The sequence below is a fragment of the Tumebacillus sp. BK434 genome (assembly GCF_004340785.1).
Taxonomy (GTDB): domain Bacteria; phylum Bacillota; class Bacilli; order Tumebacillales; family Tumebacillaceae; genus Tumebacillus_A.
In genome coordinates this window covers 172,763-185,657 of sequence record NZ_SLXS01000005.1, presented here as the reverse complement: position 1 = coordinate 185,657, position 12,895 = coordinate 172,763, and the positions used below count along the sequence as shown (strand labels likewise).

The window sequence follows — 12,895 nt, the reverse complement described above, 5'->3', positions numbered from 1 at the left end:
TTTGTGATCAAAGGAGAGGGTAAGATGCGTTACACGGTCGTTCCGATCATCCGCGATGAGCCGTTGACTTTCGGCGCACAGCATCTGCCCCTCGACGGGGCGGACGGCGAGCAGTGGAAAAAAGCGGTGCAGAGTCTGCATCCGCGCCTGTTGCCATCCTTGAAAGAAAACGCCCTGCTTTCGGAGGAAGATAGCGAGTTCTGCGCGGCCGGCGGCATTTTTGATTACGAGCGGGGCCGGGAGCTGGTCATCGACGGCACCGAGCTGCGCTTGTCGCACTGTGCGGAGAACTTTTTCGACTTTTTGATGTCACCTGAAGACTGCCTGCGCGTCTTGGCGGAGCGGCAGGAGCAAGTGCAAGCGATCAACAGCACAGAGCAGCAGCGTGACCGCCTGGCCCTGCTCACCGCTTGGTGGGAGCAAGGGTACCGCGTGCTGATGCTGCAACATCAATGAGTGAGGAGCGTGAGCCTGATGACTGCACCTTCTAATAAATTGTACATCAACGGCAGCTGGCTTTCGGCTGCTGACACCTTTCCGATCCTCGACCCGGCGACGGGAGACATCGTCGGCGACGCGGCGGACGGCGACAAGGGCCATGCTTTGCAGGCGGTGGAAGCGGCCCACGCCGCTTTTCCGGACTGGTCGAAAGCGACAGCGCCGCGCCGCTCCAAGCTGCTCTACCGCTGGTATGAGCTGATCCTCGAGAACCGCGACGAGATCGCCACCCTGCTCACCTGCGAGATGGGCAAGCCGTTTCCGGAAGCGAAGGGCGAGGTGAGCTTTGCAGCCAACTTCGTGCTCTGGTATGCGGAAGAGGCGAAGCGGATCTATGGCGACACCGTACCGTCCAATGAGCCGAACAAGCGGATCACCGTGCTGCGCCAGCCGGTCGGAGTCGTCGCAGCGATCACCCCGTGGAACTTCCCGGCGGCGATGGTGACGCGCAAAGTCGCGCCGGCGCTGGCTGCCGGCTGCACCGTCGTGCTCAAGCCGGCCGAGCAGACGCCGCTGACGGCGATCCGCCTGGTCGAGTTGGCCGCAGAAGCCGGGTTGCCGCCGGGGGTGATCAATCTGGTCACGACGAGCCGTCCGGCCGAAGTGGGCGAGGTGCTGACCACCGATCCGCGCGTGCGCAAAGTTACATTCACCGGCTCGACCGAAGTCGGCAAACTGCTCTATCGTCAGGCGGCCGACACGATCAAGCGCGTCTCGTTGGAGCTGGGCGGTCATGCGCCTTTTGTCGTGTTTGAAGATGCGGACATCGACCTCGCTGTCCAAGGGGTGATCGCGTCCAAATACCGCAATGCGGGGCAGACCTGCATCTGCACCAACCGCGTCTATGTGCAGGAGAGCATCGCCGAGATCTTTGCCGACAAGCTCGCCGCAGCGGTCGGAGAGCTGCGCGTCGGCCACGGCATGCGCGAAGGCGTGCACATCGGTCCGCTGATCGACGAGCACGCCTTGGCAAAAGTGGAGCGCCATGTGCAGGACGCTTTGGAGAAAGGCGCGACGCTTTTGACCGGCGGACGGCGGGAAGGCGACAAAGGCTACTTTTTCCAAGCGACGGTGCTGAACCACGCGACAGAAGAGATGCAGATTGCGACCGAAGAGACGTTTGGGCCGGTCGCGCCGCTGTTCACCTTCCAGACGGAAGAGGAGGCGCTCGCCCGCGCCAACAACACGCCGTACGGGCTGGCCGCCTATGTGTTCACCCGCGACATCGGGCGCGTCACCCGGATGCAGGAAGGGTTGGACTACGGCATCATCGGGATGAACGACCCGGCGCCATCTGCGGCGATCCAGGCCCCGTTTGGCGGGTTCAAAGAGAGCGGTCTCGCCCGCGAAGGGGGCAAATACGGCCTCGACCCATTTTTGGAGACCAAGTACATCTCATTGGCGTTTTAAAAGGTGTGGGGTTCAAAAGGCATGAAAAAACACTCTACGCAGCGCTGCGCAGAGTGTGAATGGTGATCTCCGGTCGGGTGCCGAGGCGGACGTTCAAACCGGCTTGGCCCATGCCGTCGGAGATGTAGATGTTTTTGCCTAAGACGTTGTGCGCGCCTGAGATCACGTTCGACTTCGGCAGTTCGCCCATCGGGAACAGTTTGAATGCGCCCGGGATCTTGAACTGGCCGCCGTGCAAGTGTCCGGAGAGCATCAGGTCAAACGGGTGCTCTTCCATCTCCAGCACGATATTCGGGTCATGCGACAAGACGAGGTTGATCCCGTCTTGCACGCCGCGGAACGAACGCGGGATGTCCGACTTGCCGAGGCAGAAGTCGTCGATGCCGATGATGTTCAGGCGTTTGTCGCCAAACAGGATCGACGAGGACTCATTTTCCAGCACGTTGACGCCTTTGGCACGGATCATCGCGCCGAGGTCTTCGATGCGGTCGCCGAGGTAGTGGTCATGGTTGCCCCAGACCAGCCAGATGCCGTGCTTGGGCTGCATGGCGACAATCGCGTCAAGATAGAGCATAAATTTGTCCAGATTCTTATAGTTATCCAGATAATCGCCTGTCATCACGATCATGTCCGGATCGGCGTCGGCGATCGCTTTCGTCAGGCGGGCCGGAGAGATCGACTGGCGTTCCATATGCAGATCGGACAGCTGGACGATGCGCAGCTCCGCGAACCCGCCGTCCTTCTCCAAGGTCATCTCGACTTCACGGATGACCGGGCGGAACGTGTTCCAGTGCGCATACGACAACAACAAAGCGATGGCCACAGCCACAGCCACAATCATCAACATGAACAACATCGAGAGTCACCTTCCTTCGCATGTATGAGTTTGGTTGGTTCATGTTATGTCAACAAGAATTGATTCTAGCATGGAGTCTATCAAAAGATCGACCCACAAATCTTGGAGGGGAAGCCCGATGAAACAAGTTTGGATGCAAAGCTACAAGCACGATGGACGCGAGCACCGCAAATGGGTCAAACTCTACGAAGTGCCCGGCGAGCCGGGCGTGCTCTGGATCGACCCGGACACGCCGGTGATCGAAGCGGACGGCTCCGACTGGTCTTCGCCGTTCCCGGTCATCTACTGGGTGCATCCTGAGAAGTGGTACAACGTGGCCATCCTCTGCAAGGAGACGGGCACCGGGTACTATTGCAACATCGCGTCACCGATCGAATATGACAGCGAGCACCAGCTCTATCGCTTTATCGATTATGACGTCGACCTGATCGTGAGCGAAGACGGCGTTTCGGAAGTGGTCGATGAAGAAGAGCTGACCGAGCACGCCCACGCCATGAAATACCCGCAGGAAATCCTGCACAAGATCGCCGAAGCGACCGCCGAGCTCGTCGCGCTGTTCGAAGCGCAGGAAGGCCCGTTCGATCCGGAGGCGCGCAAACGCTGGACGCAGGCCTGGCTGGACGCGGTGAACTGATCCATGCATGAGAGGCCGCCTCTTCACAAACACTAGCTCTGACAAGCGAGGAAGAGGTGACACTGACATGGAATTCGTCGACAAAAAGGTGCTCGTCGCGGCGTTCCCGAGCTATCAGAACGCGCACGAGACGATGCAAAAGCTGCACCGTGCAGGCATCAACGACTTCTCCGTCCTGTACCTGCAAAACAAAGGCGATGAAAACGGCGACGGCGTGGAAGGCTTCTACCCGACGATCACGCCAAACATCCAAAGCGTGATCGACGGCCCGGTGCAGGGCGAGATCGAAGCGCCGCAGCTGAACGTGTTGCCGGGCTACCAAAACCAGCGCACCCAGGTGGGCATCGAAGACCGCCTCGAATCTTACGGGATCCCCGAGTCTACCGTCGATCAATGCACCGAGCAGATTCAGCGCGGCAACGTGCTCGCCGTCATCCGGGACAGCGGGCGCATGGACAATATCGCGCAGCTGCTGAAAGCGGACTGCGAGTATGTTCAACTCGTGTAAGAAGGAGCCAGTAGGAAAAGCCTGCCGATTGCGGCAGGCTTTTTTTGGGTATAGTAAGCCTGACAAAGGAGTTGAACAACATGCACAAATTCAAAACGATGTTCGCAGCCGCAGCGGCCACCGCGCTGATCCTGACCGGCACCGCACAGGCGGCCGACCCGGCGGGCACCCAAGACGTCCCGGCAACGCATCACGAAGGACACGACCATCACAAGCAAATGCACCAGCACAAGCACCTGACCGAAGAGCAGAAACAAGCGCTGCTCGACGCAGGCATCGACCTGAAGCAGCTGCATGCCAACCATGACCAGATTCGCGCCGAGTTCGACAACCTGCGCGCGCATAGCAAAGCGATTCACGAGAAGGTGGACGCTTCGAAAGACAAGAAGCTGCAAGAGCAAGTCAAAGCGGACCTCGAACCGTTCCGCACGATCATGGGTCAGCTGAAAGAGTCGAAGCAGGAATACCGCGATTTGAAACAGGAGCTCCGCGCAGCAGCCGACGCCAAAGATAAGGCGAAGATCAAAGCGACGTTCGCCAAGCTCCAGACCAACCAGCAGCAGATCGTCAAACTGCTGCAAGCGGCCGATAAGGAATTGCAGAAGGAATTGACCAAGCTGAAGTAAATTTGGCGACATTGGCAGCTGATCCGTTCTTGGAATCATTCTGAACGCCGTTCAGGAGATCAAACGCTCACATGCAGATGCAAGTAAGCCGATCCTCTTTTGGGTCGGCTTTTTAATGTCTAAATTATGCACTGATTAATCGGATGTAAAGTTGAAAAATAAATTCACAATCTAGAAAAAGTTGTACAACTCTTCAATAGAAAAATAAGATACAATCTATTTGTTAGTAGACTCAAATTGGAAGAAAGGAGGTAGACCCGATGTCGAGAGCGTCTTGGATACAGAACCGCATGTTGCACATCAGTTTGTGGCTTGTCCTGTTGATCGGAGCGGGAATGATGATATGGCCCGCGTACGATGAATGGAACCAACAGCGCAAACAAGATGAGCTGCTGACCGTTTGGACGCAGGAACAGATACAAGAGAAACCTTCTGCAGCGAACGATGCTCCGACCGCATCTGCACCCCAGTACAAGAACATCGACGGGATTCCTGTGATGGGGGCGATCGTGATCGAAAAGATCGGTCTGCGTGAACCATTGCTGCAGGGCGCGGGGCCGGAGCCGCTGGATCTTGGCATCGGGGTGCTGGAAACGACGAGTTCTCTTGCTGATACGGATCATTTAGTGCTGGCGGGACATCGCAGCCTAAAGCCGGGTAAGCACTTTAACCGTCTGGGGGAGTTGGAGCGAGGCGACAAGATCGTCATCGAATCGTCGAAAGGCACGTTCAGCTACGGGGTCGAACGTTCCTTTCTTGTGGAGCCTGATGATCTCAGCGTCTTGACCGCGAGTTCGAACGAAGCGGAATTGACCTTGATCACATGCCATCCCATGCGCAACCCGACTCATCGGTTAATTGTTAAAGCGACCCTGCTCAAGGGGTAAAAGTGAGGGGTAGACATTGTGAAGAGGAAATCACGGCGCCAGGTGGCGCTCTGGATGCTGATCTTCATGCTCATCATCCAAATCGTCGCTCCGGGCAGCATCATCGCCGCCGGGGAGACGGATGGCTTGGATCTGAACATCACCGCATCCAAATCTGTCGTTGATTCAGGCGAAGTATTCGATTACAAAATCTCATACAGCGCCTCCAGCAACATTGCGAATTTTACCAATCCGAAGATTCGGTTTGTTGTGCCGAGTGGCATGACGTTCGCGTCTAAGTCGCACAGTGCGGCGATTACCAGTTCGTACAACAGCATTACGAAAGTTGTGACGTTCAATTTTGCAGGCAACACCTTGCCGGCCGGATCGAGCGGTGAGTTGACTGTCCGGGCATATTTTGACAACTATGTGACTCCGGACGGCACGACAGCGACGACGAAGGCCACGTTCAACGCAGAAGTCAACGGCACTCCGGTCACGCTGGACTCCGACGATGTGACGGTCACTTCGAATGGCGAGGCCAGATGGACGATTAAGAAGACGAAACACCGCCCGGTGCCGGAACCGTACAAAGGGGCTAACGTCGAGTATCAAATCGAACTGAAGGATAACTTCCCGACATCAAATGGTCGCTTGAATTCCGCCAACATGGTCGTGACCGATACGCTGCCGGATGACGCGACCTTCGTATCCGCGACTCAGGGCGGCACGCTGGTTGGAAACACGGTGGTCTGGAATCTCGGGGACCTTCAAAAAGGGACGTACCTGCTGAACGTCACCGTCAACTATCCGGCGTCGTTCCCCGACTCCACCGTCACCAACCGGGTTGAAGCAGCGTTCACGCCGCTCGGGCAGCCCCGAACCAGCGTGAACGGTGAGGTCACGCATGGGTTTGCAACCCAGCCGGTCGACAATGGCGTTTTGATTGAAAAGTGGGTGGATCCAAAGCTGAGAGAACGTTCACCGGGTCAAGATGTAACATTCTACATCTCCGAGTTCAACTCGAAGGCGAACATACCGCTCACCAATGCCATCATTGAAGACATGACGCCGACACATACGTCGGCACAGTCGACGCAAATCGTACCGATCGACCTCCAATTGAAAACGGTGCGAACGGCGATTTTCAAAGATATTCCGGACTATGATGTGTACTACTCGACCAAGGAAGACCTTGGAGTCTGGAAGCTTTGGCAAAACGTAAGCGGGACGGCATCCACCACGCTGAACGTGGCAGATCTCTCGCTCGCAGCCTCGGACCGGGTCGCTGGCGTGCAGTTCCGCTTCGCCACTGTACCGATCAGCGCCTTCCAGAGCACCAATTTTGATCTGGTCTATCACATTCCGGAGACTTTCGTGGTTCCAGACATCAACACGAACGTCGAAAACATTGCGAAGCTGACCTATAGTTTCAATGGCGATACGAAAACGATGAACGACAATACGTATGTTTACATCGTCGATGACCGTCCGTTGCTCAATATGGAAAAGAGCAGCAACAAGAAGGATGTTCGGCCCTTGGACGAGATCGAGTATACGCTGAAAGTGACGAATACGGAGTTCACGAGTAAATCGCTCGACAATCCCTCGATCGTCGACCTGCTCCCGGCCCAATTGGAATACAAGCCGGGCAGTTGGAGCGTGACGACAGCCGGGGTGCCTGCGCCGCACTTTACGCCGACCGCTGAGCCGGATGGCACCACCACGCTGAATTGGTATTGGGATGCTTCGAACCCGTACATTCTCGCCAAAGGCGAAGAGGTGACTATCAAGTTCACCGCGATCGTCAAACCGGGTGCGCCGAAAGGAGACCTGATCAACAAAATGCAGGTCAGGTCTCCGCATTACTTGAACGACTCGGGATTCAAAAATATGGGCTGCAAAACCTGTGGGTCGAGCGGTTACTACACAGTAGAATCGCAGGCAAGTGTCAGCGTCGACGAAACGACCGCTCTGCAATCGGAGCTGCTGATCAAAGGCGAGCTCGACAACGACTGGAGCAAGTTCCCGACTGTCGGCAGAACCACGCCGGGCGGACGAACGATGTATCGTCTGGAGATTCAAAACGTGGGCAACGTGCCGACGAAGAACTTGAAGATCGTCAACAAGTTCTCGCGCATCGGGGACACCGGGGTGCGGGTGTCGACTCCGCGCGGCAGCCAGTGGGGCCCGCTGTTGACCGGTGAGGTCACAGTGCCCAACTATGTGACGGTGGCCTATTCCACGACGCCGAATATCACGATGGACTCGAACGGTGTTGACACCGGGGTCTGGCTGGCAACGCCGCCGGCCGATCTCACGTCGGTCACCGCGATCAAATTCCAATTTGATCCCGATTTCATCATCGACCCGCTGAACATGACGACGCTCGAGTGGCCGATGGTAGCGCCGGTCGGCGCACCGACCGGCGGGGAAGTGGCGTGGAACTCCTTTGCGTACAAGATGAACAAAGCGACGGGCGAGTCGCTCCTCGCTTCCGAACCGCTGAAGGTCGGCGTTACCATCCTCTCCTCACCGAAGGCGAGCATCGGCGATTTCGTCTGGTATGACCAGAACGAGAACGGTGTGATGGATGGCGCGGAGACCGGCATCAACGGCATTAAACTGGAGCTGCGCGACGCGGATGGCACGAAGATTTCGGAAACGATGACCGGGAATGACTTCAATGGCAACCCGGGTGCATATCTCTTTCCGGATCTCGATCCGGGCGACTATGTGGTAGCTGTCGTGCCGCCTGCTGCGTATGAACCTGACAAAACGGGCGTGATCACGCTGGCTGACGGCGAACAGCATCTGAACGCCGATTTCCCGCTCGTCCCGAAAAAGGCCAAGCTCGGCGACACCGTTTGGTTCGATGCTGACGGTGACGGCGTGCAGGATGCCGGTGAAAACGGCGTGAACGGGGTGCTGGTCTCCCTTTACAACAACAGCGGCACACTGCTCACCACGACGACCACCGCAACGATTGGCGGCAAGGACGGCGTGTACCTGTTCGAAAAGCTGAATCCGGGCACCTATGAAGTTCGCTTCACCTTGCCGGCACCGACAAAAGCGTTTACCACTCCGTCGACGCGCACTGTGACTCTGGCGCAAGGCGAGGAGAACATGGCGATCGACGCAGGCATCAACGACGTGCCGAGCGACGCGTCGATTGGCGACTTCGTCTGGGAAGACAAGAATAACAACGGCATACAAGATCCTGGCGAAAACGGTGTCAACCTGATCACCGTCGAGCTGTATGACGATCAGAACAACCTGATCGCCACGACGGTCACCGCTGACCGCGCAGGCGCCAGCGGCTACTATTCCTTCGAGAATCTGGCTGCCGGCAACTACTACGTGAAGTTCATCTTGCCGTTCCCGGCAACGAAGACCATGCAGGGCGCAGACCGCAGCGTGGACTCTGACGCCAACGCGAACGGCCAGACCAACGTGTTTGCCCTCGGGCAAAGCGAGCATCTCACCGGCATCGACGCCGGCTACTACAAAGCGCCGGTCGTGCCGCCGGTCACGCCGCCTGTCGTGGTTGAGCCTGAGCTGCCGAAGGGCAGCATCGGCGACCGCGTCTGGATCGATGCCAACAAAAACGGCGTGCAAGATGCGGATGAGGTCGGCCAAAACGGCGTCACCGTCGAACTGTACAACGACAAAAACCAGCTGATCGCTTCGACCGTCACCCGCACGATGAACGGCAAAGCGGGCTGGTACCAATTCGAGAAGCTGGCGGCAGGCAGCTATGAAGTCCGCTTCGTGCTGCCGTCGGCAACTGTTGAATTTACCACACCGGGCATGGGCGCATCGCGCAGCCTCGACTCGGATGCGAATCCTGCCACCGGCCGCACCGGACTGTTCGTGCTCGGCATCGGCGAAGCAAAGACTTCGATCGATGCGGGTCTGATCGAGCTCGGCCTGCCGCCGGATAAAGGTGAAGAGCCGCCGAAACTGAAACTCGGCAAGATCAGAAGCTTTGTCTGGTTCGACGCCAATGCCAACGGCATTCATGACCCGTCTGAACAAGGCATGGACGGTGTGACCGTCGAACTGTATGACAAAACAGGCAAGCTGATCGCCACAACGAAGACCAAGATGTTCATGGGCCAGCACGGCTTCTATGAGTTCCTTGATCTTCCGAAAGGCGAATACAGCTTGAAATTTATCGTTCCGGCCGGTTACGGCCTGACCAAGGACGGCGTGGGCTCGGACCCGAATGCGGACTCCAACGCCAAACCGACCGGCTGGACTGCTCCGGTGACGCTCGGCGAAGGGGAGACCAACCTTTCGATCGGCGCGGGTCTGGTCAAAGCGAAGAATCCGTCACCGGGTCAACCGACCGGCCAACCTTCGCAGCCGGGCAAACCGAACACGGGTGAAGGTTCGAAGCCGCAACCGGCACCGGGAGGAACGCTGCCGCAAACGGGTGAAGAGCCGCCGATGCTGCCGTGGGTCGGGCTGGCCTTGTGCCTGCTGGCCGGCGGAGCGCTGCTCTACCGCAAATACGCGTAACGAGAATCGCTGCTTCTTCGTTTTCTGCGAAGAAGCAGCTTTTTTATGATATACTTGCTCTTATGACCAACTACTAACTCGGAGGGATTCCTTCATCATGTCCACACTCACAGGCAAAACAGCACTCATCACCGGCGGTTCTCGCGGCATCGGCAAAGCGATCGCGCTGAAACTGGCCAGCGAAGGCGCTGATATCGTGATCAACTTTTTCCGCAACCGCAAGCCGGCCGAAGAGACCCAGGCGCTGATCCAGAGCATGGGCCGCAAATGCCACATCATCAAAGCAAACGTCGGCGACCTCGACAAGATCCACCTGCTCTTCGACGAGATCAAAGAGACGATGGGCGGCCTCGACATCCTGATCTCCAACGCCGCATCGGGCGTGCAGCTCCCGGCGATGGAAGTGGAAGAAAAGCATTGGGACTGGACGCTGAACATCAATGCCAAAGCCCTCCTGTTCCTCGCCCAGCAAGCGGTGCCGCTGATGGAAGCGCGCGGCGGCGGCTCGATCGTGGCGATCTCTTCGCTCGGCTCGCGTTTTGCTCTGAAAAACTACACGGCGGTCGGCACGTCGAAAGCGGCGCTGGAATCGTTGACCCGTTACCTTGGCGCAGAATTGGCGGCGAAAAACATCATCGTCAACGCCGTCTCCGGCGCGGCGGTCGACACCGACGCCCTGACCCATTTCCCCAACCGCGACGAGATGATCAGCGATGCGATCACCCGCACGCCGGCCGGTCGCATGGTCACACCGGAAGACATCGCCAACTCGGTGCATTTCCTCTGCACGGAGCAGTCGCGAATGATCGTCGGCCAAACGCTGATCATCGACGGCGGCTATTCGCTGATCGGCTGAGGTACATTTGACCTGCACCCCGTACTCGGCTAAACTGAAACCAAGAAAGCTACCTACGAGGTGATTCTCATGCTTACCGAAGCACTTTTCCGTTCCAACGAATTTATGGTCATCCAGGCGGCGGTCGCAGCGGCTAACTTTGCCATCGGCGCGTTTACCATCGAGAAGCAAGGGCAGGAAGCGCTCGGCGACACCGAGCGGGCCGCTCGCATGCAAGGCGCGATCGACAAGGCGAAAGCGGACCGCAAGTTCGCATTGTCCCTGTTTGACACCCATCTGCGCGGCGAGTTCAACACCGAAGAAGATTTTAAAAAAGTCCTCGACATGGTGCACAACTACAATTCGCTGATCGACCATTCTCTGATCAACTCCCGCGCGGCCTTCCTGCCGCTCGGAGCTGTGCCGGAGATGCGCAAAGACCGCTTTGAGGAACAGTAAGACCGGCCTGCGGGCTGGTCTTTTCTCTTGTCTAGCAACGGGCGAAATGATAAACTACCACTGTAGTTAGAAGAGAAGGGAAAGTGGTGCAAATCCACTGCAGCCCCCGCTACTGTAAACGGCGACGCACTCACAGATGCCATTGTCCGGGTGACGGATGAGAAGGTGTGAGCACGCGGCAGACCCGTCAGCCAGGAAACCTGCTTCTAACAAGTCCCTTGGTGCTTTCGGCGGGAAGGTACAGGAACCAGGCTATTTTTTGCATGGATTGTGATGCCCAAATACCCTGCTCCTACGACACCGTCAACTCCCGGCCCCCAAGGGCGGGAGTTTTTATTTTTTCGATCCCGAAAGGAGATTATGAAGATGAAAAAACGTATCGCGAGCCTGTTGCTCGCGACCGTCTTGCTCGCCCCGCAAGCATCCGTATTTGCGGCGGACGATACTGCGACGGTAAAAGTCCGCCTGGCCGGCCTCAATGGCGACCACAAGGAAGTTCTCTTGAATGTGGGCCAGTCCTCTTTTAAAAACAACGTCGGTGAAGTGATCACCATGCAACAGCCGACCGCGATGGGCGCGTTGATGAAGCTGCTCGCTCAAGACGGCACAACCTACGAAGCGAAAACGCTTTCATTTGGCTCTTATATCACCAAGGTTGGCAAGCTCGCCGAAAAAGAGCTCAACGCCAACTCCGGCTGGTCGGTCTGGGTCAACGGCAAGCCGCCGGGCGTTGCTGCCGAAACGTTTGAACTCAAAGACGGCGACGAAGTGGTCTGGGGCTATTATGACTACACGCAGACCCTGTTCCCGGAAGTCAGCTTCTCGACCAAGTCCCCGACCGTCGGCACTCCGTTCACCGTAAACGTCACGGCGGAGCAGACCACCTATGACGCAGAGTGGAACCCGATCATCTCCACCGTCAAGATCGACAAAGCGGACGTGCGGACTGCATCTAATGGCAGCAAGCTCACCGAGACCAACGCAGAAGGCACGGCGACGCTGCAAGCGGATCAGGCCGGTCTGCTGCAGCTCTACATCGACAAGACGGACAGCGTGACCGGCGTGCCGCAGTTGTTGCGCACCGGCACCTTGAACCTGCTCGTCGGCAACCCGAACGCATTGTTCGACGATCTCGGCAGCTTCAAGTGGGCGGAATCTTCGATTCTCGACCTGGCGAAAAAAGGCGTGGTCAGCGGCAACGGCAACGGTCAATACGAGCCGAAGCGCGCCGTGCTCCGCTCCGAGCTGGCAAAGATCCTTGCGCTGGCAGAAGGCGACCTGAACTTTGGCGGCACGAAGTCGTTCTCCGATGTCAAAGCGACGAACGGCTACAAGACGTTTATCGAAACGGTGGTCGAGCGCGGCTTGATGAGCGGCGACAAAGCGGGCACCTTCCGTCCGAACTCCGGCCTGACCCGCGAAGAGCTGGCGGTCGTCCTCGTCAACTTCTCCGGCGTCGAGCTCTCGAACACCAAGAACCTGCTGCCGTTCTACGACCGGAACAGCATCAGCGGCTGGGCACAGCCGTACGTGAAGACGGCGGTCGATAAAGGGCTGCTGGCAGGAGACGCGGAAAACACCTTCCGTCCGCATGACGTCGCATCCCGCGCGGAAGTGGCGACGGCGATCGTCAATGTCATCAACAAACAAAGCAAATAGTACGCTGTACGGGAGAGGCT

At 57.6% G+C, this 12,895-nt stretch carries 11 protein-coding genes and 1 riboswitch; of the genes, 10 read left to right on the top strand and 1 reads right to left on the bottom strand.

Annotation, left to right across the window (positions count from 1 at the left end):
- Nucleotides 1–24: 24 nt before the first annotated feature.
- Together EV586_RS14595 and EV586_RS14590 are read left to right on the top strand one after the other, a co-directional pair.
- Nucleotides 25–456 (top strand): hypothetical protein, encoded by a 432-nt coding sequence (locus EV586_RS14595; RefSeq protein WP_132945850.1) that lies wholly within the window; start codon nt 25–27, stop codon nt 454–456.
- Nucleotides 457–474: 18 nt separating this feature from the next.
- Nucleotides 475–1,908, top strand: a complete 1,434-nt coding sequence (locus EV586_RS14590) for an NAD-dependent succinate-semialdehyde dehydrogenase (RefSeq protein ID WP_132945849.1) — start codon at nt 475–477, stop codon at nt 1,906–1,908.
- A 34-nt stretch (nt 1,909–1,942) separates the two neighbouring features.
- Here EV586_RS14590 and EV586_RS14585 read toward each other — a convergent pair whose 3' ends face one another.
- Entirely contained in the window at nt 1,943–2,764 is an 822-nt protein-coding gene (locus EV586_RS14585) for a metallophosphoesterase (protein WP_132945848.1), read from the bottom strand.
- Between the two features lie 118 nt (nt 2,765–2,882).
- Here EV586_RS14585 and EV586_RS14580 point away from each other — a divergent pair, with 118 nt between their 5' ends.
- The 8 genes from EV586_RS14580 to EV586_RS14545 all read left to right on the top strand — a co-directional run bounded on the left by EV586_RS14580 (nt 2,883) and on the right by EV586_RS14545 (nt 12,875).
- Nucleotides 2,883–3,398, top strand: coding sequence for a DUF402 domain-containing protein (locus EV586_RS14580; protein WP_165898616.1), 516 nt, complete (start codon nt 2,883–2,885; stop codon nt 3,396–3,398).
- 67 nt (nt 3,399–3,465) lie between these two features.
- On the top strand, nt 3,466–3,906 hold the full coding sequence (locus tag EV586_RS14575) for a hypothetical protein (RefSeq protein ID WP_132945846.1): 441 nt from the start codon (nt 3,466–3,468) through the stop codon (nt 3,904–3,906).
- 80 nt (nt 3,907–3,986) lie between these two features.
- Nucleotides 3,987–4,532 carry a hypothetical protein gene (locus EV586_RS14570; protein WP_132945845.1) on the top strand — a complete coding sequence of 182 codons (546 nt, stop codon included), beginning with the start codon at nt 3,987–3,989 and terminating at the stop codon, nt 4,530–4,532.
- Nucleotides 4,533–4,870: 338 nt separating this feature from the next.
- Nucleotides 4,871–5,419: a class D sortase gene (locus EV586_RS14565; RefSeq protein ID WP_165898615.1), complete on the top strand. Its 549-nt coding sequence runs from the start codon at nt 4,871–4,873 to the stop codon at nt 5,417–5,419.
- 18 nt (nt 5,420–5,437) lie between these two features.
- The gene (locus EV586_RS14560) at nt 5,438–9,922 is read left to right on the top strand and encodes an SdrD B-like domain-containing protein (RefSeq protein WP_132945843.1); all 4,485 of its coding nucleotides are present in this window, start codon (nt 5,438–5,440) and stop codon (nt 9,920–9,922) included.
- A 97-nt stretch (nt 9,923–10,019) separates the two neighbouring features.
- Entirely contained in the window at nt 10,020–10,778 is a 759-nt protein-coding gene (gene fabL / locus EV586_RS14555; protein ID WP_132945842.1) for an enoyl-[acyl-carrier-protein] reductase FabL, read from the top strand.
- 69 nt (nt 10,779–10,847) lie between these two features.
- Nucleotides 10,848–11,216 carry a hypothetical protein gene (locus EV586_RS14550; RefSeq protein ID WP_132945841.1) on the top strand — a complete coding sequence of 123 codons (369 nt, stop codon included), beginning with the start codon at nt 10,848–10,850 and terminating at the stop codon, nt 11,214–11,216.
- A 30-nt stretch (nt 11,217–11,246) separates the two neighbouring features.
- Nucleotides 11,247–11,437, top strand: a riboswitch (cobalamin riboswitch).
- A 145-nt stretch (nt 11,438–11,582) separates the two neighbouring features.
- A complete protein-coding gene (locus EV586_RS14545) occupies nt 11,583–12,875 on the top strand; it encodes an S-layer homology domain-containing protein (protein WP_165898614.1) in 1,293 nt (430 codons plus the stop codon).
- The last annotated feature ends 20 nt before the right edge of the window (nt 12,876–12,895 follow it).

Coding starts and splice junctions, on each gene's coding strand:
- EV586_RS14595 (WP_132945850.1), top strand. CDS start 25: ATGCGTTACACGGTCGTTCCGATCATCCGCGATGAGCCGTTGACTTTC.
- EV586_RS14590 (WP_132945849.1), top strand. CDS start 475: ATGACTGCACCTTCTAATAAATTGTACATCAACGGCAGCTGGCTTTCG.
- EV586_RS14585 (WP_132945848.1), bottom strand. CDS start 2,764: ATGTTGTTCATGTTGATGATTGTGGCTGTGGCTGTGGCCATCGCTTTG.
- EV586_RS14580 (WP_165898616.1), top strand. CDS start 2,883: ATGAAACAAGTTTGGATGCAAAGCTACAAGCACGATGGACGCGAGCAC.
- EV586_RS14575 (WP_132945846.1), top strand. CDS start 3,466: ATGGAATTCGTCGACAAAAAGGTGCTCGTCGCGGCGTTCCCGAGCTAT.
- EV586_RS14570 (WP_132945845.1), top strand. CDS start 3,987: ATGCACAAATTCAAAACGATGTTCGCAGCCGCAGCGGCCACCGCGCTG.
- EV586_RS14565 (WP_165898615.1), top strand. CDS start 4,871: ATGATATGGCCCGCGTACGATGAATGGAACCAACAGCGCAAACAAGAT.
- fabL (WP_132945842.1), top strand. CDS start 10,020: ATGTCCACACTCACAGGCAAAACAGCACTCATCACCGGCGGTTCTCGC.
- EV586_RS14550 (WP_132945841.1), top strand. CDS start 10,848: ATGCTTACCGAAGCACTTTTCCGTTCCAACGAATTTATGGTCATCCAG.
- EV586_RS14545 (WP_165898614.1), top strand. CDS start 11,583: ATGAAAAAACGTATCGCGAGCCTGTTGCTCGCGACCGTCTTGCTCGCC.